Source organism: Alicyclobacillus dauci (genome assembly GCF_026651605.1).
Classification (GTDB): Bacteria; Bacillota; Bacilli; order Alicyclobacillales; family Alicyclobacillaceae; genus Alicyclobacillus; species Alicyclobacillus dauci.
In genome coordinates, this window is record NZ_CP104065.1 from 121,294 (window position 1) to 142,152 (window position 20,859).

The following is a 20,859-nucleotide window of genomic DNA, read 5'->3' on the forward strand; positions in this document are numbered from 1 at the left end:
CTGATTTTGAAAGCGCTACCAAACATGATGACCGATAGTGGGGTGAATCGTTTCTCATCTTTGCGACGTTGTCCAGTTGGAAACGTAGATCTCTGAATATTATATCGTTTTTGATTCCTGGGGGTGGAATACCAATGTCAAAAGTCCCGGCCAAGCGGTGGCAGTACATCATTCCGGTGGCTGCCATCATGTACATGCTTGCCTACATGGATCGGATCAACGTGTCGATGATTTTGCCCTATGTCGGTGGAAACTTCCACCTGACTAGCGCTGCAACCGGTTTTGCTTCAGGCATATTTTTCTTTGGATATATGGTTTTGCAGATCCCGGGTGGGTATTTAGCAAGTAGGTGGAGTGCGAAACGAGTGGTATTTATCCTGATGATGCTGTGGGGCATCTCTGCGATGGCAACAGCACTCGTTCAAAGCACGACGGAACTGTACGTCATGCGTTTCGTCCTCGGTATCTTTGAGGGTGGCGTTTGGCCGGCTGTACTCGTCCTACTGGCATCGTGGTTTCCGCAGAATGAAAGGGCCCGTGCGAACGCTCTGTGGATGGCCTGTCTCCCGGTTTCGTCCATTATTATGACTCCTATCACTGGTTGGCTCTTAACTGTTGCGAGTTGGCGAGACGTGTTCTTTATCGAGGGTTTACCGCCCATTATATGGGGCATTGTTTGGTGGTTTGCTTTGTCGGATCGCCCCAGCGAAGCCCGCTGGATTTCGGACCAAGAGCGCAGCTTCATTCAAACCGTGCTGGCCTCGGAGAATAACAAAAAGCCGGCTAATGGCGGCTTCAAGCAAGCCCTCGGCAACAAAACAGTGTGGATCTTAATCGCCGTCTACTTGTGCTGGATTACTGGTTTCTATGGTTTTAGCCTATGGGTTCCATCTGTCATCAAAGAGTTTAAAGGCGTCACGAATTCCGGTATGGTTGGTATTCTCTCCGCGATCCCGTTCATCTTCGCCTTCATCGCCATGATCCTCAACTCCGCCTGGTCAGATAAACGCGGCAAACGACAATCTCACATTGCCGTGCCGGTGATCATCGCTGCGCTGAGCCTCATTTTAGGACAATTGGTTGCACACGATCCGACTACGAAGATGATCTTCCTCGTCATTACCGCCATGGCCGTGTACAGTCCTTACGGACCTTTTTGGGCTATTCCGAGTTCTCTGCTCCGTATCGAGATCGTGGGGGCTTCGATGGGTCTCATCAACGCCATTGGCAATCTAGGTGGATTCCTTGGCCCTTATATGGTGGGCTACGTCAAACAGCTCACTGGAAGTGGGTTTGCTGGATTCTTCCTCTTGGCCGTGTTCCTCCTCATCACCGTGATTTTCGTGGCATTGCTGCGGACCGACAAGCGGGCGCAGTCAGCGATAGACGAGACCCAAATCGCTGGGTGATGTGAGCGTGTCACTATATTGACAGGTTTCTGTAGCGGTGTAGTCTCGAGGAAACCATAGAAAACCATGACCAACCATTGTGAGAAACCCAGCGCCTTATGGCGGCTGGGTTTTCATTTATCATAATGTGCTAGGCATAAACGTCATAGGTAGAATTCAAATAATTAAATAAGTATTCATTCAATTCAGCATAGACCCTCTCTAAGTTGTCAATAACGTAGATAGATCTACCATTTCTTTTCCATGGAAACCAAAACATACAGTCTATCTTTTATGAAGAAGACTCTCCTATCCTATTAATTGAGGAGGTTCAAGAGGTCATGGATATTCGGTATACTGGGGAAATAGATTCGGTAGTTTTGCAGAGGATGAGTGCCATGAACCGACATCAACTTCGTGAATTATGGATTAAACCAGTTCCTGAGGTCAAATATCTAAATGCCGAAAATGTGGGTCGATACCGCCTGATTATGCGGTTCTTTTACGAAAATCATAGCAAATTGAAATATTGGTTGAAGCCAGAGGATGTGTTCTCGGGCATTTCGGCGTGGAATTTAATCGATGACTATACGCTTGAACAGTGCCAGCGAGATCTAGATGTGTTAACCGAATGGAGAAATTTAACTAGCAGTCACGATGGCGGACGGGCGAATTCCATTGAGGAATACTTACGCAAACGGTATCGCTATCAGATGACACCGTACGCGATTGAGATTGAGCGAATGCTTGAGAGTCTAGAGAACGTACAGGGGTATGGGGGTTCTCTGGAGCCGACACTGTTGGAGCGGATCGTCGGATACGTGCGGTCCATCGTTGAACGGACGGGGCTGTTTGCACCGGGGGAAGCCTCACAATTATGGCGTGATTTGCAAACTTCGTTTCGCGTACTTCACGAGAATGCCTCTGATTATCTAGCTAGCCTACAGACTACCCGTGCGGAAGAATTGATGTTGACGGAACAATTTCTTGTCTTTAAGGATACATTGACGAATTATCTGCAAAATTTCATGATCGGACTTCAAAAGTATGGGACACAAGTCGAAGGACTGATTCACGGTGGAGACTCTGACGTGTGGCGGGCATTTCTATCTGCTGTGGTAGAGGATGAAATGCGAACTCCGAGCCTGGATGAGGTGTTGTCGGCCGAGGAACGTCTAGAGCGGCGGATGGAGGAATGGACCATCTTCACGAGGTGGTTTATCGGCAGTGAAACAGAAGCAAGTGACGTCGTGTTTCTCGAACGGGCGACGAAGGATACGATTGGCCGAATGGTTAGGTATGCCATCGCAATTCAGGAGAAGCAGAGACTCGGTATCAGTCGTCGGCGAGAGCTCGATTATCTCGGACAGTGGTTTCTGGGACTTGAATCGGTGGAAGAAGCCCACAAACTGGGGGCGGCTGTGTACGGCTTGATGAAGCCGCGTCATTTTCAAGGTGAACCGCCGAGATCGTCAGATTCAACTGATTTGTCGATGTGGGACGAGGAACCCATCACACGTGCATTGAGCTCACGCAGTCGAGTTCGCCGCCGGGCTGGAACGACGGAGCCTGTGAAGGTGCGCGATGGCGAACAGGCCGAGGCGAAACAGGTGTTATTGGCACAGTTGGAACGCGAGGCGGCGGTCGTGCGGTGGTTCCTGGAACTTGGGGCCTTTCACTTGTCTGATCTCGACGTTTTAACCGTCGAGCAACGGCGAGTGCTTCTCTCATGGATCAGCCGTTGTTTGGTGAGTAAGTCCAAACAAATTCGAACGGCGGATGGCTATCATATCGAATTGAGTCTGCCGCAGTCGGATGATCGAACGGAACTGAGTTTTTCAGATGGACAGTTGGACATGCCCAATTTCCACTTGTCAGTGCGGGAGGCGAGCAGAACATGAACGGACGGAGCCGCAGACGGGGCTCATCGAGCGCAGAGGTTCAATCTGATTTGCAGGCAGTGGCGATGGCGTTGCTCAGTCGACCGTGGATTACGAAACAGGACCACCCGGACGAGTTTCTCCTTATCAAGGACCACTACGGGTACTTGCGCGATTGGTTTCACGATCACGCTGGGTATTCGTTGTTGGTGACGAGAGCGTTCGCGAAGCTCGAAAAGGTGCCTGCTGTATATCGGAGCTGGATGGGCATTGACGGCTTTCACCAGCCGCGTGATTACGCGCTATTCACATATGGACTGTGGTATTTGGAAGCCAAGTCGGATACTGACCAGTTTTTATTGACGGAAATGGTCGAGGCGATTCGCAATCATTTGTTGGGCTCGCACTTCGATGTCGATTGGACATTGTACGATCACCGATTGTCGATGGTGCGTGCGCTTAAAAAATTGCGAGCGTTAGGCGTGCTCACTTCCATTGAGGGCGAGGAAACGGGATGGGCTCGTGATGGCGCGAGCGCTAACGTGCTCTATGAGGCTTCGCCGTTGGCCCGATACCTACTTCGGAGATTTCCGAAAGAGCTGATGGCGTACAGCGAGATCGAAGCGTTGTATGAAGTTGAGCAGACGACGACCGTACCGGTGGGCGATGAACTTCTTCACAACGCGGATGTCCGATCCCGCCGTCAAAAAGTGTTCCGCCGCTTGTTGATGGAGCCTATCGTCTACGATTGGGAATGGACGGACGATGAACGGCGATATGTTCAGACTAAGCGTCCGTGGATCATCTCTCAAATGGGCGAGATGGTTGGGCTCCAGGGTCGGCGTTTTCGTGAAGGACTCTACTTCCATTGGCCCGAACTGATGGCAGAAGTGGACTTGTTTCCAACACAATCAGCGGCATCAGATGTCACAATGCTGCTCGCAGCGCAGTTGCGTGAAGCGGCAGCTCAATATCCGGACCGATATCCGTGCGATGAGAATGGCTGTTTTCGCCTGACGCGCAGCGAATTCGAGGGCCTCTTACTGGCTGTCCGCGACAAGAGTGAAGCTTATTGGACCAAGGAGCATCGAGATAAGTCGACCACGCTTTTGGCGGAGGATATTCTAGCGCACATGGTGGAGTGGAACTTGGCGGCGCCCGATGACTTAGGCGGGATTTTGCTGTTGCCGGGGCTATCGAGATTTTGTGGCGAATATGCGGCGGTGATCGATTAAATGCGTAAATGCGGGAGGGCAACCCTATGGCACACGAACGATGGCAGATGAACCGCGCTGGTTTGTTGAACTTTTGGTTTTATACGGACGAAGTGTTTCAACTTTCAGACGGTCGAATGATTTTCCGCGGTGCGAATGGTGCGGGTAAGTCGGTCACGATGCAGAGTTTTCTCCCACTTGTCCTCGACGGCGACAAGCGGCCCGTTCGGCTCGATCCGTTTGGTTCCAAAGACCGAAAAATCGAATATTACCTTTTAGGTGACACCGATAGCGGCATCTCGGATAGGACCGGCTACGTCTATTTGGAGTTCATCAAGCCGGAATCGGAAAAGACGGTGACGGTTGGCATTGGTATGAGGGCGCGGCGTGGGGCGGCGCAGGTCGGCTTCTGGGGTTTCAGTCTCACCGACGGTCGCCGGATAGGGCGTGACTTCTTCCTTTACGACGTGGACGTGTTCGAACGGGAAGGGGAGAAAATTCCGCTCGATCACGCTGGGCTCGAAGCCGCGATTGGCGGCGGTGGGAAAGTCGTCAAAGAGCAACGCGAATATCAGCAGATGGTCAACCAGGTGCTCTTCGGTTTCAAGGATGAGCAGGCGTACAAAGATTTGCTTAACCTGCTGATTCAATTGAGATCGCCAAAATTGTCGAAAGAGTTTCGTCCGACCACGATTTATTCCATCTTGAATAGTTCGTTGCCTCCGCTCGGGGATGACGATCTGCTCCCGCTGTCGCAGGTCTTGCAGGACATGGATGAAATCAGCGATAGACTGGATGAACTGGTTCTGCATCAGGATGCTGCGAAACGACTCGCTGACGTTTATGGACGGTACAACCAGATATGGCTGTTTGATACGGCAAAGCGGACGGTTGACGCGACCAAAGACTCTGATGTGGCGTTTCAGGCGGTGGAGGAGAGTGCAGCACTTCTGAAGGCGGCAGAAGCGCAACGACACGAGACGGAAGTCGCACTTGAGAAAGCCACTCAGGAACTCGACAAAACAGAAACAGAACTCGAACTATTCAACCGCTCGGAAGCGATGGATCTCCAAGTCGAGCTTGAGGGCACACAAAATCGGATGAAGGATACCGAGACTGAATTGGAGTCGACGCAAGGCCGGATTACGACGAATCGCGACAGCGTAAAGCAGAAACACGTTCGCATGGATACTGCGTTGCGGAAGTTGGACGAGGAAGAACACGTACAGCGTAATCAGCTTGCGGAAATGGCAGACATAGCGACGCAAATTGAGTTCGCGGTCCACGACGCCTACGCGATACCGGCTGGCAGATCCGCAGAAGAGCTGGATCATACAACGTGGAAACGCTGGTTGGTGGACGTGGACAGTTATCGAAACGAGCTCGAACATGCGGTGAATCTTTGCCAACAAGAGCGCGTACAGGCGGCGAAGCTAAAGGAAGCTGACCGCCAGATGAGCGAGGCAAGGGAGCGCCGCGACGCATCTGAACGTGCGGTTCAAACGCGGGAAAAGGAATTGGCAGAGGCGATTGGCGCGCAGGAAGACGCTGCCTACGCATGGTTTAAGGGATTGAAAGAGCTGCCGTTGTCCGAGGAGGCTTGGCGATCACTCCTCTACGGACTCCGACAGTACGGCGAGATTTCTTACGACCAGATTCTCGTTCCTGTGAAGGAAGCTTTTGATACGGGCCGCAGCCAGGCGACCGAACAGCGGTTGCAGTTGGAACACGAGAGATCGTTGATGGTCGGGCAGCGCACGCAATTGGAACTGGAGCTAGAAGAATGGCGCACCGTCAAAGAAGCGGAGCCGCCAAGGACGGGTGCAAGAGCAGATACGCGCAACCGGCGGATGGGATTGGAAATGGACGATCACACCCTAGGTGCACCTCTATATAAGGCGTGTGAATTCCGCGATGAAGTGGACGAGCCCACTCGCGCCGCGTTGGAGACAGCTTTGTTTCAGAGTGGGTTGCTAGACGCATGGGTGTCACCTGAACCGCCCGCGATTGCGGAGGGCGATGAAGACGGTTGGATCCGCCCGAATCCGGCCGTGTTCGGCTACACCCTTGCGGACTACCTGAAGCCCACTCCTCCAGAAGAGAGCGGGCTGACACTTTTATTGGTCGAAGATGTGCTTCGCACTATTCTGATCACGGATCCAGCTGAGGTTCGTGACGCCAACGCGGCTGCGGTGACGACCTCCGGACAATACGTGCTAGGGCCGTTAATGGGACAAGGTGCGAGTAAACCGAGTGCCGAGTGGATTGGCTATGAAGCACGAAAACGTTCGCGACAGGCAGCTATGGAACGGTTAAAAGCGGATATTGCCGCCTTCACCGATGGAATCGTCGAACTGGATGGGCAGATTTCCGAGGTCTCGCGGCGAATTCAGCAAATGCAGGTGGAGTTTGCGGACTTTCCTCAAGAGGACCAACTGAGAACGTGCTATGAGGCGGTCGAGCGAGCGAAGCGTGATTTTGCTCACGCGAGGGAAGTTGAGGAGAGACAGACTGAGGCGTTTCGATCTCAACAATCCATCTGGCAAAAGGCGACAGAAGCGCTGGTTTCCTTCACGAGCCGCTGGAGAGTATTGAGGTCCGAAGAGGATTTTCAGCAGGCGCTGGTACAGTTACGCAACTATGAACGCACGTGTCAAGCCTGCCAGACGAGTGTTCAATTGTCTGTGCACATGCGGTCGGAAATTTCCTTTCTGAGAGACGAGATCGATCTATTGGAGCGGCGGATCGACGACGACTTGCGCAGCGAGACGGATTTACGTCGACGTCAGTCGGGGCTGCAAAGTAAGATGGCCTCGCTTCGAGAAAGAATGAAGTCGCTCGGTGTTCTTGATGTGTACGAGCAGCAAAAGCAATTGAAGGACAGGCTGGAAACATTGCGTGCCGAGGTTGCAAAGTTACAGGATAGGAAGGTGGACTGCGTCAAAGCGCAGGTTAGGGCCGAGGAGCGTTTGCAGACAAGGCGCGAAGCGTTTGATCGGATCGAGACCCTTCTCGACAACTGCATCGAACGGTTCCGACAAGAATGGAAACTCGGCTTAACTGACCACGACAGGGAGACTACGGGTGAAACGACTTCGGCCCTCGGACGGCAGGAAGCCATTCAAATGGCACGCCAAGTATTTCGAGCATTGCGCAGCGTATGTGAGTCTCGCAATATCCAGCAGGTCACCAATCAGTTGCAGGAAACGTTCGCGATCGAGAAAAATACGCTCCTCGACTACTCGCTCGAGTCGCGGTTCGACGAGTCGTTGGAACGGATGTTTGTCGTGTCCGCTCGGGATAGGAGCAAGCCGTGGACGCCATATCGGGTTCATCTGGAACTTACCCGGATGGTGGAAGAACAGCGCGTGTTGATTAGCGAGAAGGACCGCGAGTTGTACGAACAGATCCTAATCCACAGCGTCGGTCGTGCAATACGGGATAAAATCAATCGGGCAGAGCGCTGGGTCAAAGAGATGAATCAGTTTATGTCGCTCCGAAATACGTCGAGTGGAATGGTGCTTGCGTTGGACTGGAAGCCCCGACCCGCGCGCGGGGAGCGGGAACTGGACACGGAGCGTCTCGTCCATTTGCTGCGAAAGAGTCCCAGCACCTTGTTGGAAGAAGAAATGGAAGACATGATTGAACATTTCCGATCACGCATTCGCGTCGCGAAGGAGGCCTCCGAATCTGGCGACACGCTTCGCAGTTTGATTCGGGAGTTGCTCGACTATCGTACGTGGTTCTCGTTCACCCTGTATTTTCGCAAGGGCATGCAATCGCGCCGCGAGCTGACTGACTCACAATTCAACGTGCTCAGTGGTGGTGAAAAAGCCATGGCGATGTACATTCCTTTGTTCGCCGCGACGGACTCGAGATTTAAGGACTCTCACCCAGATGCACCTCGTCTCATTTCACTCGACGAGGCGTTCGCGGGTGTCGATGAAGAAAACATGCGCGACATGTTCGAACTGTTGACTGACATGAAGTTTGATTACATGATGACCAGTCAACAACTGTGGGGTTGCTACGACACTGTGCCGGCACTCTCGATTTATGAAGTCTTTCGACCCAATGACGTTGATTTTGTGACGGTCATCCCGTACTACTGGAACGGTCACACGAGGCGTATGATCGACGGAGATGATTGGCCTGCGTTCCATGAGGCTGCGATAACAGACGGTCCGAGCGGATTGGATGAGTCTCTAGACGGTGATGACTGATGTGTACTGAGGAGTTGTTGAGGTATCTTGGCCAAACCGGATTAAAGCGATTATGGGATGCGGTTAGGGATAAATATGAGCGATATGGGCGCGTTGGTGGAACGGTGAAACTCGACGATGTCTCGACAGACGAGGTTGAGGCGTTGTCGGGTCTTTTGGCCATCAATCTCTACGGTCAGACCCGTTTCGCTGTGCAACTAACCAAGATTGACGCTGCACTCCAGGCGAGCAAATTCGACGTAACCCTGGAGGAAGCATTAGGTTATCTGTTTCCCGACATGACAACGCGCGAACAACGAGTGGTCGAATCCGAAGCCAATTGGTCCGCATTTTGTATGTGGGCGAGACACGACGTCGGCCTTCCATCGATTCTCGATTGGATCGACCGACTAAGCCAACGTGATGCGCCGGGGTATCGAACCTATCTCGATTGCTATCAGGAGTACGTGCAGACTGGTCAGTGCGATGCTTGGAGCAACGCTGTACAAGCTCTGGAACTCTCGCTTTCATCAAATCTCGTGTGGAGACTTCCGGTATTTGCGGCCCATGTGACTGGCAATCCACACGGACTAGATAGAGATACGCTGGCCGGCAAGGTGTTTTATTGGGGATTGGTCGCTTTAATAGGTGATGAAGCAGGGATGGAGACGTTGACGTCTATGCAGGCGCTCGAGTCAGTCGACGACCTGTACGGAGCTGACTCGCCTTCCGAATATACGCGAATGGTGTACTCGAAGGCCGGAATTGTCTTGGATGACGTTAGTTCCATTGTTTGGGTCGGGAATTGGGAAGGTTTTTACGACGCGCCCGTTGCTATTCCATTAATCACACTAGAGAGTCGTATTACCGAACTACCGGCAGTGGAAGCGGTTTACGTGGTCGAGAATCCGTCTGTTTTTGCCGAGTTAACTGAACAGATCCCAACTGGCATCCCCGTGGTCTGCACAAGTGGGCAGCCGTCGGTCGCGGCGCTTCGCCTGTTGGACATGGCTGTTGCGTCTGGTGCAACTCTTTATTACAACGGGGACTTCGACGTCAAAGGATTGCAGATGACAATATTTTTGCGCCAACGATATGGACACAGTCTGGAACCGTGGCACATGGATACATGTACATATCGATCCGCGAGTAACGCAAAACAACCGGGTCTGTCCGAGCGGGAAGTGCAAGCGCTGAAGAATCTCAAAGTGGATTGGGACGACATGCTGATTGAAACGATGGCGAGCGTGCGGAGAAAGGTATTTCAGGAGCAGTTTATTCCGGTGTTGGTGAGTGATTTTGTAGGTGGTTTAGTCTAGCAATTCCAGCAAACGTAACAGATCGGTGTCGTTCATATGTCCAATATAGGTTATAAATGCTTTTACATCGATCTGGATTACTCTATTGGACTTGACCCAGGAAGGCTTGCGAAGCCCCGCCTCTCGCCAGTGACGTATCTCGACCTTAAAGTTGTCATGATATTTTGGAGGGTCTTGAGGCGCCTTGCTTGTGATAGGGTGAACAAAGGCCACAACAGGTTTTTCGTTATCATCAATGTACAAAATTACAACAGGCCTGATTTTCGCTTGTTGGGGGTCTTCTTCGAACTCCACTCGAATGGAATAGATATCGCCAACTTTATATTTGCTCATGGATCAGTCTTCATCATCCTCAAACCATTCGACATGTTCAGGGTCATCTTTATGCAACAAAACAGAACCGTCGTCATTCGTCTTGAGCACTTCAGCCCGTGCTTTTAATTTCCCTACATCCAATTCTGCATATTTCTTGTTGAGCACAGAAGACATTCGTTTATCGCCCTTCTTCGATTGCACACATGTCACCACCTTTATGGTGACATGGTACGCCTATCTAAATACCATTATACAACTAGATTGACTATTGTGACAGAGGAGAGGTAATGCGGTTGGATAGGTCGAATTTGAAGGAAAACTGAGTGTGAAGTAAGCGGAATGGGGGCATATGCAAACGCCCCAGCTGATGGAAACGAGGTGTAGTGATGGCCGTCAAATCCGTAAAGGTCAAGTTGCGTTTGGGGGACATGGCAGAGATTCGGGCGGGGCTTTGGAAACTCCACACGGAGGTCAACGCTGGAGTTCGCTATTATACCGAATGGCTAAGTCTCCTTCGCCAGGAGAGTTTGTACAGGCGAAGCCCAAACGATGATGGAACTCAGGAGTGCTACAAGAAGGCTGAAGATTGCAAATTAGAGCTGCTAGAACGGCTGCGACAGCGTCAATTGGAGAACCGGCATCGTGGAGCGGCGGGATCGAATGAGGAATTGCTGCAGTTGGCGCGACAGCTTTACGAATTGTTGATACCCCAGTCGGTTGGGGGAACAGGTGCTGCTCCGCAATTGGCACGCGAGTTTCTCAGTGGACTTACGGATCCGGACTCCGTCGCCGGACAGGGTAAGGCCAAGTCCGGAAGGAAACCTCACTGGGTCAAGATGCGTAATGAAGGACTCCCTGGCTGGGAGGAAGAGAAGGCCAAGGATGACGCAAGGAGATCGGTGAAGTCCAATGCAAGTGTACTGAATTTATTGAAAAACTTTGGGCTCATCCCATTGATGCAGGTTTACACTGCGTCGGCCATGTCTTCAGTGGAGTGGAAACCACTGCGCAAGGGACAGGCTGTTCGAACGTGGGACAGGGACATGTTCCAGCAGGCCATAGAGCGGATGATGTCGTGGGAATCGTGGAATCAGAGGGTTGGGGAAGAATATGCGAAGTTGGTAGAGCAGCGCGATCGCTTCTGGCAGAAGAACTTTGTGGGACAAGAGCACCTGGTCCATCTCGTCAAGCAGATGGAACAAGAAATGAAGGAAGCTTCCCCAGGTCTTGAGGCGAAGGAACAGACTGCGCATTATATCACCAAGCGGGCGTTGCGTGGGGCGGATCGGGTTTTTGAAAAATGGGCAAATCTTTCAGCTAAATTACCCTTAGAACAGTATGATGCGGTGATTAAGGTTGTACAGAGGGAAAATTCACGCCGCTTTGGCTCGCACGACCTATTTGCAAAACTGGCAGAACCAAAATATCACGCGCTGTGGCGGGACGATCCGTCGTTTGTAACACGCTACGCGGTTTACAACAGTATCCTTCGAAAAGTCGATCATGCCAAACTATACGCGACATTCACACTCCCTAACCCAGTGGCACATCCCATTTGGACGCGGTTCGATAAATTGGGCGGGAACCTGCATCAGTACACGTTCCTCTTCAACGAGTTGGGGCCAGGCAAACACGCGATTCGCTTTCAGAGGATCCTGGTCGTAGAAAACAGCGCCACGAAGGAAGTCGACGACGCGATGGTGCCTGTTGCAATGTCGAAACAATTGAAGAAGTTGCTCCCCAAAGCTGCAGATGGGCCGATTGCACTGTCGCTATGTGACCATGGCGCAACACAGGCTTTTGAAGGCGAATTTGGTGGAGCGAAGATACAGTATCATCGAAATCGATTGGACCGATTGGATGCCCGTATGCGAAAGCATCCAGTGGAGCAAGCGTCTCGAGGCTATCGTCCATCCGATCCGACGTGGGCGTCGGAGGAAGCGGGGATGTCTATCTGAACCTAAGCCTTCGCGTACAAAACAAATCTGATGCTCGCGGTGAGCGGCGCCCGGCGTATGCATCGCTGTTTAAGCTTGTCGGAGATACGAATCGAGCGTACGTCAATTTCGACAGGCTGCAAGACTACATAGAAGAACATCCAGATGAAGGCAAGTTTGGTTCAGAGGGATTACGAGCCGGCCTGCGCGTCATGAGTGTCGATCTCGGCCTGCGCACGTCCGCATCCATCTCCGTGTTTCGCGTGGCAAAGAAAGACGAGTTGCAACCGGACTTAAACGGGAGAGCCCCCACGTTTTACCCGATAAAGGAAGTGGATAACTTGGTCGCCATCCATGAGCGCTCCCAATTGTTGAAGCTGCCGGGGGAAACGGAATCAAAGGAGCTGCGGCAAATTCGCGAGCAACGGTTGACGGCTCTGAACAAATTGCGATCACAGTTGACTTACCTCCGGCAACTTGTCCGGTGCAGCTCAGACGATGAGAGGCGGCGGGAGCGGAGTTGGTCGCGACTGACGGAGAGCTCACTTGATGCAACGGATCGGATGACCGAGGATTGGCGAATCGCGTTCGACGCGGAACTGGAGAAGCTCAAGGAATTGCATGGGACGTGCGGAGACGCAGAATGGATTGCTGCGGTTAACGAGAGTATCAAGGTTTTGTGGCGTCACATGGGGAAGCAGGTTCGGGATTGGCGCAAAGAAGTTCGGAGTGGGGATAAAATCAAGGTCCGCGGCTATGCTCGGGATGTGGTGGGTGGAAACTCAATCGGGCAGATCGACTATTTGGAGCGGCAATATAAGTTTCTCAAGAGCTGGAGTTTCTTTGGGAAAGTGTCCGGGCAAGTCATTCGTGCTGAACGAGGTTCCCGGTTTGCCGTAACATTGCGAGCGCATATCGATCACGCTAAGGAGGACCGTCTCAAGAAGCTCGCTGACAGGATGATCATGGAGGCCCTCGGCTACGTGTACTGTGTCAATGGGCGCGGAAAGGGCGAGTGGGTCGCCAAGTACCCGCCATGCCAATTCATCTTGTTGGAAGAGTTGAGCGAGTACCGCTTCCACAATGATAGACCACCGAGTGAGAACAATCAGTTGATGCAGTGGAGTCATCGCGGGGTATTTGAGGAACTAAAAAACCAGGCTGACATGCACGACGTGTTGGTTGGGACGATGTACTCAGCGTTCTCGTCGCGATTTGATGCTCGAACCGGCGCTCCGGGCGTCCGTTGTCGCAGAGTTCCGGCACGTTGTGTGCGAGGGAACGGTTCGGAGAGTTTACCGTGGTGGCTTAGCAAGTTCGTGGAGGATTATAAGCTCGACCGCTCTCAACTCAGACCGGACGACTTAATTCCCACGCGCGACGGAGAATTCTTCGTTTCTCCATTCAGCGCGGATGAGGGGGACCTTCGTCAGGTTCACGCCGATCTAAACGCGGCGCAGAACTTGCAGCGGCGTCTGTGGTCAAATTTCGATATCAGTGAAATCCGGGTGCGTTGCGATTGGGGAGAGGAGGCCGGGGAGCCCATTCTCATTCCCAGAGTGACAAGCAAACGGGCTGCTGAGTTATACAAGAACAGGATCTTCATGACGAATAACAACGTGACGTTTTATGAGCGGGATCGAGGAAGAAGCGAGCGAAAATCATTCACAAGGACGACATTTCTGAAGAGGAGATGGAATTGCCGAACGAGGCTGACGAAGCGAGGGAGAAATCAGTTGTATTGCTCCGCGATCCGTCAGGCATCATTAACCACGGGCATTGGACAATTCAGAAGGTGTTTTGGTCCTTGTTGAACAAGCGTATAGAGGGATATTTATTACGCAAGATTCGTCAACGCGGAACAGCCTGTAAAGAGGTGTAGATGAATTCGGGTGGCCGCGTCGTTGTAGAATGGATATGTTTAGAAGTCTCTTATTCAGCCCAGACTAGTGATAGATTTACAGCGCCGAGATACATCAGAACTGTGGCTGGAGTGAGGCGACCATGCAAGCGGTACCAATTCGTATGCTCAATGAACTCTCCTATTGTGAGCGGTTGTATCATCTCATGTACGTCCAGGGGTTATTTGAGAAGTCGGCGGACACCGTGGAAGGAACCGGCCAGCACGAGAGAGCCGAGCGACGGCGACGGCCATCTGACACGGGAAGCGATGTTTGGGATATAGCACCACAGAGCTTGCACTTAGGTGACGAGAGCCTGGGCATTGTGGGGAAGTTGGATGCCATTCGGTATCAGGGCGACGGTCACTGGGAACCGGTCGAAGCAAAGCATTCCAGTGCACCGAGGGGAGACGGCTCATTTCGGCTCGGTAAGTGGGAATTGGATGGCAGTGCGTGGCCGAATGACCAGATTCAGCTATGTGCGCAAGGTCTACTGCTGAGATCAAACGGATTTCCATCAGAGGCTGGACGGTTATACTACAGAGGGAACAAGAAGAACGTGCGGATTGCATTTTCCGACGACTTGGTCGCGGCTACCCGTGCGACGATTCTCAGAGCACACGAGTTGGAACGGGCTTCGATGCCGTCCCCGCTTCAGAATTCAGACAAGTGCTTTCGTTGTTCATTGAACGGCATTTGCTTGCCGGACGAAACCATCCGTTTGACGAACCCAGACGCGACATCGACCCCGATTCGAGATATTGTCCCAAGCCGCGATGACTTAGGTACTGTGTATGTCTCGGAGATTGGTGCCCGGCTTGGTAAACGGGGATACGAACTTACCATCACGTCGAAAGACGGTACTCAAGCTGAAGTCCCACTCAAGGACGTCCGCCACATTTCTGTGTTCGGCAATGTGCAAGTTTCGACGCAGTTGATGAAGATTGCATGGAATCGGGTATAACCATCAGCTACTTAACTTCGGCTGGTCGCCTGGTTGGCATGAACCACAACCTCGTCACCAAAAACGTACTCGTCCGCCGTGAGCAGTTTCGGAGGTTTGGGGACGAGCGGGATCGACTGTCGCTTGCCCGAGCTATCGTGCGGGCGGAAATCCTAAACCAACGCACCCTCCTGCGCCGGAACGCCCATGGGCTCGATAAGTCCACCTTGAAGGATCTACTCGATCACGCCCGCCACGCAGAACAAGCGTCCTCACTCGACTCACTGCTCGGTATTGAAGGGATTGCGGCGAAGCAGTACATGCAAGCGGTTCCCTTGATGCTGAAAGTCGACAATGTCCCGCCAGGCGAGACGTTAATGAATGGCCGCAATCGCAGACCGCCAAAGGATCCGGTTAACGCGCTCTTATCGCTCGCATACTCACTGCTGGAGCGGGATATGTACGCCGCACTTGCCACAGTGGGTCTTGATCCACTTTTGGGCTTTTATCACCGGATTGAAACAGGCCGTCCCTCGCTTGTGTTAGACATGATGGAACCGTTTCGCGCCATCATCGCCGATTCGGTTGTCATAAGAACGTTAAATACTGGCGAGATAGCATGGAATGACTTCTATATCGGAGATGAGTCGTGTTCGTTGAAGTTGTCTGGGCGGAAACGCTTCTTCCAAGCCTTCGAACGACGCATGCACGAGACTGTGACTCATCCCGTTTTCGAGTATAAGTTGAGCTACCGTCGAATGCTCGAACTCGAGGCGAGATTCTTGTCACGATACTTGATGGGCGAATTACTTGAGTATCGGCCGATTGTAACGAGGTGATGGAATGCGTCGTTATGTGCTTGTCAGTTACGACATCAGTGACCCAAAACGATGGCGGAAGGTATATAAGATTGTACGAGGATATGGGACTCACGTTCAGTATTCTGTATTCCTCTGCCAACTGACTGATCAGGATGAGGCAGAACTGAAGCAATTGCTACTCGATGTGATTCATCATTCCATGGATCAGGTCATTTTTGCGAGGCTTGGAACCGTGCAGTCGAATGCGGCGGAGCGGAATATGACATGCATCGGGCGAGACTTTGTGCCGCTCGATTTGAAGGGTTTAGTTTTTTGATTCGGGAAAAGCGTCGACGTGGAGTATAAGGGTATGTAGTAGTGGGCACGGCAAACGGAAATCGAATTGAAATAGAGCCGCGTGTGGGGTGACGGAATATTTCATTAGATTAGTCGGGTACGGATTGATTAGACTACTCACAAGGTATAATGTAATAGTAACAAGCTGTCTAAAGGACAGAAAGAGCCAACGGTTGTGCCAATGCGGAATTTTCAATTCCGAACACCCGTTGGGCTTCTCAAAAGAACGCTCGCTCAACGTTCTGACCTTTCGAGCGCCTTTCCAGGGCGAAATCCTTGGGAGGCGCTCGAAACGTAGATGGGACAAGGGATTCGACGCGGCTAGCATGGAGGAGAGCATGGATGGAACGAGTAAGTAACGAAGCGAATTTAGTGGCACTCGTTCATGGGTTTAACTTTCCTTGTGGTTCTAGGGCTGCGAGCGCCCGCTGTCGGATCGTTGAGCGAGCGATCTGAGAAGTGGCACAATATATATGCGAAACGCAGCAGAACATCGATTTCGTCGGATCGTTGAGCGAGCGATCTGAGAAGTGGCACAAAAGTAGGGGGTGAATTTTAGTGGCTAATCCCGCTGTCGGATCGTTGAGCGAGCGATCTGAGAAGTGGCACACCAGACACGCGACTATCACAATGGCCTTCACTTGTCGGATCGTTGAGCGAGCGATCTGAGAAGTGGCACTCCTTGAATGTAGAAAGCTCATCTTCGGTCAATTTGTCGGATCGTTGAGCGAGCGGTCTGAGAAGTGGCACGGTTACCTTATCTAGGCGTCGGTGAGGTATTCCACGATACGGTAATGTCGGATCATAATCGAGGGAGAAGAGGAGCAAGTGTTCCTTTTTGTCAATTTTACAGGGTTGCAACGTCCCGTCCCCATCAAAATAGGGCTCCACACTTAGCGTAAGAGCCCTTCACCTTTTTGCAGTTTTACCCCGGATTTAAAGACTCCTCCAGTTCCAGCACAACAGGGCAGTGATCGCTCCCGAATACGTGTGAATCTATCCTCGCGTCGACGATGAATGGACGTAATCTAGATGAAACGAGAAAATAATCGATTCGCCACCCAACGTTTCGATCCCGCACCTTCGGCATATTTGACCACCACGAGTAAGCATCAGTACGGTCAGGGTAGAGGTATCTAAAAGAGTCCGTGAAACCAGAGTTCAGGAGCAGCGTCATCTTCTCCCGTTCTTCCTCTGTAAAACCCGAATTACCGCGATTCCCTTTGAAATTTTTGAGGTCAATCTCCTGGTGGGCGACGTTCAAATCACCGCAGATGATGACGGGCTTATGTGAATCAAGCTGCAATACAAAGTTTCGAAATCGATCTTCCCATTCCAGCCGATATGCAAGTCTTGATAGATCACGTTTTGCATTGGGGGTGTATACGTTCACGAGATAGAAAGAGTCAAACTCGAGTGTAATGATACGTCCCTCGGGCTCTGTTTCATCTTCCAGGCCATAGCGTACTGAAAGCGCACTTGCCTTGGAGAATACGGAAGTTCCGGAATATCCTTTCTTCAGGGCGTAGTTCCAGTACTGCCTATATTCTCCCTCAAGTTCTAGGTTGATTTGCCCTTCCTGAAGTTTCGTCTCCTGAACACAGAATATATCCGCTTGGATATGATCAAAGTACTCGTAAAAGGTACCTTTATTTACACATGACCTCAAGCCATTAACATTCCAGGATACCAGTTTCAGCGTCAAAATCCCCTTATAGAGCTACTTAGATTTTGTCTCAGTTTAGCACAAACCGCCGATGCCCCCACGACTCTTATCCTCTTTCATTCCATGCCCTCCATCCTAAAACAGTGGGGTTCTCGGCTTATACTTCCGTCCAAACCAGCACGTAAAAAAACATCGTGAATCCGTTTACGCAACGTGCTTCTGGTGATATATTCTAGACACAATAGTAAATAAAGTTTACTATACGTAAATATCTTGACTCCTTTAGGAGGTGTATTCCAGGGAACGAACTCGATTAAGTGGCGTCTTTTGGGCGATCAAATCCGCTGCCCAGGTCTGTCAATTTCGTTAGAGAGAATTCACCAGAAGGGACGGAGTCGATTGAAACATGTTGTATTTTTACGAGAAGGCACGAATGAGGTATCGACTGAAGTAATTACGGCCCATAGAGATTATTTAGATAAGCTAAGGACAAAAGGGATTCTTTACGGTTCTGGACCATTTCAGAATATAGTTGGTGGATTATTAATTTACAACGTCGACGATTTAACTGCAGCTGAAGAAATTATTCTGAATGATCCAATAATTAAAAGTGGATGTAGAACATTTGAAGTGTACTCGTGGTCAACAAATGACTGACTTTACCATCTTATCCAGGATAGGTTCGTTTCGGGATGTTGACGTATAGAAGCACAAAGTTTGGCCACGAGTGTCTGCGTCCTGCCACTCGTGGCCCTCTAGCGTCCATTATGTACATAACAACTACAATAATGTCTTTGATAGTGCCAGACACTCTTCTTTCAGTACATCTACAACTTCTGAATCTTCCTCCGTTTGCAGGTACCCAAGAATTCCTACAATCGTGATCGAAGCGACAACGGAATTGTTTCGTCCAAATAGTGGACAGGCAACAGAGGCGATACCTTGCAATAAACTTCCTTCTGTAGTGGCAAACCCTCTTTTACGAATAGACGCCATTTCCTCTTCAAACGCAGCACGTGAAATTCCGTGTTCCTTTAATTCCTTTTGAACCACATGCTCCGTTTCATCCTTGGGTAAGAAGGCTAAAAATACCTTGCCTCCTGCGGTTTTTAAGGCACTGACCTGGCTACCGACACGAATGCCTACGTTAACAGCCCGCAGACTTTCCTCCCAGTGGATGAAATGGGGGCCTTCTTCAGTCCATATGGACAATGCGACTGTCTCATTGAGTCGCTCGCGAAGTCGAGTTAACGTGGGGCCGGCTTGCTGTCTAATATTTAAATTTCCAAGAGCTTTGAGTCCTATGGAATAGAACTCTTCTCCGAGTGTATACAGCAAATTGGCATCTCGTTTTAGGAACCCTGTTCGATATAAGCTTGTCAAGTATCGATGCAGTTTGCTTTTGGGCATGTTGCATCGTTCAGAGATCTCAGTGATGGAGAGCGGTACGTCTGCGGTACTGATTTCCTTCAAAATGCTTAGACCAATTTCTAAGGACTGTATCCCGAGTCCTGTCATCTCGCTCTTCATTGTCTCAAACAGTCCTCCACATTGACATTATCAGTCTGTATTACTAAAGAATACATCAAAAAGTGGGATTAATCATCAGCCGATGATCTTTTGAAAGATCGAGTAAAGCGTTTACAAACAATGTGTCCCCATGTTACCATTTGTTCAACAGTTGTAAACCTTATTTACTATATGTGAACTGGGGTGAAGGAAAATGGGACAGACCAACAGCGTTGCTGTGTTGGTTATTGGCGGAGGCATTGGAGGTCTTGCGGCCGCTCTTGCGATTTCAAGGGCGGGTAAACAAGTTTGTGTCCTTGAACAAGCACCGGAATTCGGGGAAATCGGCGCTGGGCTACAGTTAGGTCCAAATGCCATGGCTGTTCTGGACAAACTTGGGCTATATAATGAAGCTTCAAAATATGCTGTTTTTCCAGAACGACTTGTCATCATGGATGCCATCAAAGGAAGAGAACTATCTGCGCTCGATCTCGGACGGGAGTTCATATCTAGGTACGGATATCCGTATGCTGTTATGCATCGGTCTGACCTTCACACAGTGCTCGCGGAAGCATGTAGACGTGAGGGAAACATGTCGCTTCTTACAAATAAAAAGGTAGTTTCCATTCAGGATCATGGAGCGGAAGTAGAGGTTCTATGTCAAGACGGTTCGGTGTATCTCGCAGAGGCTGTCATAGGAGCAGATGGACTATGGTCCACTGCTAGGAAGCTGCTTGTTGAGGATAAACCTATCGCTGATGGATTTGTTGCTTATCGAGGTGCCGTGCCGCTGTCTGGAATGACCGCTCACGCACGTTTAGAGGATGTCGTAATGTGGATCGGACCAGATATGCACTTTGTACAGTATCCCATCCGCAGTAACGAACTTTACAACCAAGTAGCAGTCTTTAAGAGTAAACGCTATCACGAGGGCGCAGAAGACTGGGGAACGCCGGATGAGCTGGACGCTCACTACGCCATGTGCTGCCCGACGATTCAGAAAGCAATCCAGTATATTCATCGGGACCAACATTGGAAGATGTTCGACAGGGAGCCGATCGATAACTGGACACAAGGGCGGATTACGTTGCTTGGTGACTCGGCCCACCCCATGTACCAGTATATGGCTCAAGGGGCATGTCAGGCCATCGAGGATTCGGACTGCTTAGGCAGGATGTTCAGTCTTCACGGGACCAATATCGACACTGTGTTTGCAGAATATCAAAAGGAGAGGATTCCTCGTACAGCTCGCGTCCAGCGAAGTGTTCGTACATGGGGTGAAATCATCCATGCGTCTAATCCCACCACCGTATTGTTGAGAAACACCATCATGGAGCAACGGGCGTCAACTGATTATAGCGTTGTCGAATGGCTCTACGGGGGGCACAAAGTTAAGGCTGAAAATCAGGCGGTAATTTGACGAATACG

At 50.9% G+C, this 20,859-nt stretch carries 13 protein-coding genes, 2 pseudogenes and 1 CRISPR repeat array; of the genes and pseudogenes, 11 read left to right on the forward strand and 4 right to left on the reverse strand.

All coding sequences use genetic code 11. The annotated features are described in order from the left end of the window. Window positions 1–134 precede the first annotated feature (134 nt). The 5 genes from NZD86_RS23725 to NZD86_RS23745 all read left to right on the forward strand — a co-directional run bounded on the left by NZD86_RS23725 (window position 135) and on the right by NZD86_RS23745 (window position 10,003). On the forward strand, window positions 135–1,409 hold the full coding sequence (locus tag NZD86_RS23725; protein WP_268043684.1) for an MFS transporter: 1,275 nt from the start codon (window positions 135–137) through the stop codon (window positions 1,407–1,409). Window positions 1,410–1,729: 320 nt separating this feature from the next. Further along, complete coding sequence (locus tag NZD86_RS23730; RefSeq protein WP_268047084.1) at window positions 1,730–3,289, forward strand: TIGR02677 family protein; 1,560 nt, start codon at window positions 1,730–1,732, stop codon at window positions 3,287–3,289. Continuing rightward, window positions 3,286–4,503 (forward strand): TIGR02678 family protein, encoded by a 1,218-nt coding sequence (locus tag NZD86_RS23735; RefSeq protein ID WP_268043681.1) that lies wholly within the window; start codon window positions 3,286–3,288, stop codon window positions 4,501–4,503. The genes NZD86_RS23730 and NZD86_RS23735 overlap by 4 nt, the downstream gene beginning before the upstream one ends. Before the next feature lie 26 nt (window positions 4,504–4,529). Beyond that, window positions 4,530–8,705 (forward strand): TIGR02680 family protein, encoded by a 4,176-nt coding sequence (locus NZD86_RS23740; protein ID WP_268043680.1) that lies wholly within the window; start codon window positions 4,530–4,532, stop codon window positions 8,703–8,705. 17 nt (window positions 8,706–8,722) lie between these two features. Next, window positions 8,723–10,003, forward strand: a complete 1,281-nt coding sequence (locus NZD86_RS23745) for a TIGR02679 domain-containing protein (RefSeq protein ID WP_268043679.1) — start codon at window positions 8,723–8,725, stop codon at window positions 10,001–10,003. Here NZD86_RS23745 and NZD86_RS23750 read toward each other — a convergent pair. Beyond that, window positions 9,995–10,336 (reverse strand): type II toxin-antitoxin system PemK/MazF family toxin, encoded by a 342-nt coding sequence (locus NZD86_RS23750; protein ID WP_268043678.1) that lies wholly within the window; start codon window positions 10,334–10,336, stop codon window positions 9,995–9,997. The genes NZD86_RS23745 and NZD86_RS23750 overlap by 9 nt on opposite strands. 3 nt (window positions 10,337–10,339) lie before the next feature. Beyond that, the gene (locus NZD86_RS23755; protein WP_268043677.1) at window positions 10,340–10,519 is read right to left on the reverse strand and encodes a hypothetical protein; all 180 of its coding nucleotides are present in this window, start codon (window positions 10,517–10,519) and stop codon (window positions 10,340–10,342) included. 185 nt (window positions 10,520–10,704) lie between these two features. On the opposite strand from NZD86_RS23755, the gene cas12b (NZD86_RS24595) reads away from it, so the two are divergent. The 4 genes and pseudogenes from cas12b (NZD86_RS24595) to cas2 all read left to right on the forward strand — a co-directional run bounded on the left by cas12b (NZD86_RS24595) (window position 10,705) and on the right by cas2 (window position 16,236). After that, window positions 10,705–12,276 (forward strand): type V CRISPR-associated protein Cas12b, encoded by a 1,572-nt coding sequence (cas12b, locus tag NZD86_RS24595; protein WP_326492602.1) that lies wholly within the window; start codon window positions 10,705–10,707, stop codon window positions 12,274–12,276. Next, window positions 12,243–14,137: pseudogene (gene cas12b / locus NZD86_RS24600) on the forward strand (type V CRISPR-associated protein Cas12b). Before cas12b (NZD86_RS24595) ends, cas12b (NZD86_RS24600) begins: the two are co-directional and overlap by 34 nt. Window positions 14,138–14,322: 185 nt before the next feature. After that, window positions 14,323–15,938 (forward strand): annotated as a pseudogene (gene cas4g/cas1g, locus NZD86_RS23765) (CRISPR-associated endonuclease Cas4g/Cas1g). Window positions 15,939–15,942: 4 nt separating this feature from the next. Further along, window positions 15,943–16,236 (forward strand): CRISPR-associated endonuclease Cas2, encoded by a 294-nt coding sequence (gene cas2 / locus NZD86_RS23770; protein ID WP_268043674.1) that lies wholly within the window; start codon window positions 15,943–15,945, stop codon window positions 16,234–16,236. Window positions 16,237–16,685: 449 nt separating this feature from the next. Next, window positions 16,686–17,006: a CRISPR direct-repeat array (repeat unit 37 nt; unit sequence TGTCGGATCGTTGAGCGAGCGATCTGAGAAGTGGCAC). A gap of 175 nt (window positions 17,007–17,181) precedes the next feature. Here cas2 and NZD86_RS23775 read toward each other — a convergent pair. Then, window positions 17,182–17,955, reverse strand: a complete 774-nt coding sequence (locus NZD86_RS23775; protein ID WP_268046951.1) for an exodeoxyribonuclease III — start codon at window positions 17,953–17,955, stop codon at window positions 17,182–17,184. Between the two features lie 366 nt (window positions 17,956–18,321). Between NZD86_RS23775 and NZD86_RS23780 the strand changes: the two genes are divergently transcribed. Then, the gene (locus NZD86_RS23780; RefSeq protein WP_268043672.1) at window positions 18,322–18,579 is read left to right on the forward strand and encodes a YciI family protein; all 258 of its coding nucleotides are present in this window, start codon (window positions 18,322–18,324) and stop codon (window positions 18,577–18,579) included. Window positions 18,580–18,702: 123 nt separating this feature from the next. Here the strand turns inward: NZD86_RS23780 and NZD86_RS23785 are convergent, their stop codons facing one another. After that, entirely contained in the window at window positions 18,703–19,452 is a 750-nt protein-coding gene (locus NZD86_RS23785; protein WP_268043670.1) for an IclR family transcriptional regulator, read from the reverse strand. Window positions 19,453–19,645: 193 nt separating this feature from the next. Between NZD86_RS23785 and NZD86_RS23790 the strand changes: the two genes are divergently transcribed. Next, entirely contained in the window at window positions 19,646–20,851 is a 1,206-nt protein-coding gene (locus tag NZD86_RS23790; RefSeq protein WP_268043669.1) for an FAD-dependent monooxygenase, read from the forward strand. The last annotated feature ends 8 nt before the right edge of the window (window positions 20,852–20,859 follow it).

What these genes read in the sequence shown, in the direction of transcription:
- NZD86_RS23725 (WP_268043684.1), top strand. Translation starts at nt 135, where the DNA reads ATGTCAAAAGTCCCGGCCAAGCGGTGGCAGTACATCATTCCGGTGGCT.
- NZD86_RS23730 (WP_268047084.1), top strand. Translation starts at nt 1,730, where the DNA reads ATGGATATTCGGTATACTGGGGAAATAGATTCGGTAGTTTTGCAGAGG.
- NZD86_RS23735 (WP_268043681.1), top strand. Translation starts at nt 3,286, where the DNA reads ATGAACGGACGGAGCCGCAGACGGGGCTCATCGAGCGCAGAGGTTCAA.
- NZD86_RS23740 (WP_268043680.1), top strand. Translation starts at nt 4,530, where the DNA reads ATGGCACACGAACGATGGCAGATGAACCGCGCTGGTTTGTTGAACTTT.
- NZD86_RS23750 (WP_268043678.1), bottom strand. Translation starts at nt 10,336, where the DNA reads ATGAGCAAATATAAAGTTGGCGATATCTATTCCATTCGAGTGGAGTTC.
- cas12b (WP_326492602.1), top strand. Translation starts at nt 10,705, where the DNA reads ATGGCCGTCAAATCCGTAAAGGTCAAGTTGCGTTTGGGGGACATGGCA.
- cas2 (WP_268043674.1), top strand. Translation starts at nt 15,943, where the DNA reads ATGCGTCGTTATGTGCTTGTCAGTTACGACATCAGTGACCCAAAACGA.
- NZD86_RS23785 (WP_268043670.1), bottom strand. Translation starts at nt 19,452, where the DNA reads ATGAAGAGCGAGATGACAGGACTCGGGATACAGTCCTTAGAAATTGGT.
- NZD86_RS23790 (WP_268043669.1), top strand. Translation starts at nt 19,646, where the DNA reads ATGGGACAGACCAACAGCGTTGCTGTGTTGGTTATTGGCGGAGGCATT.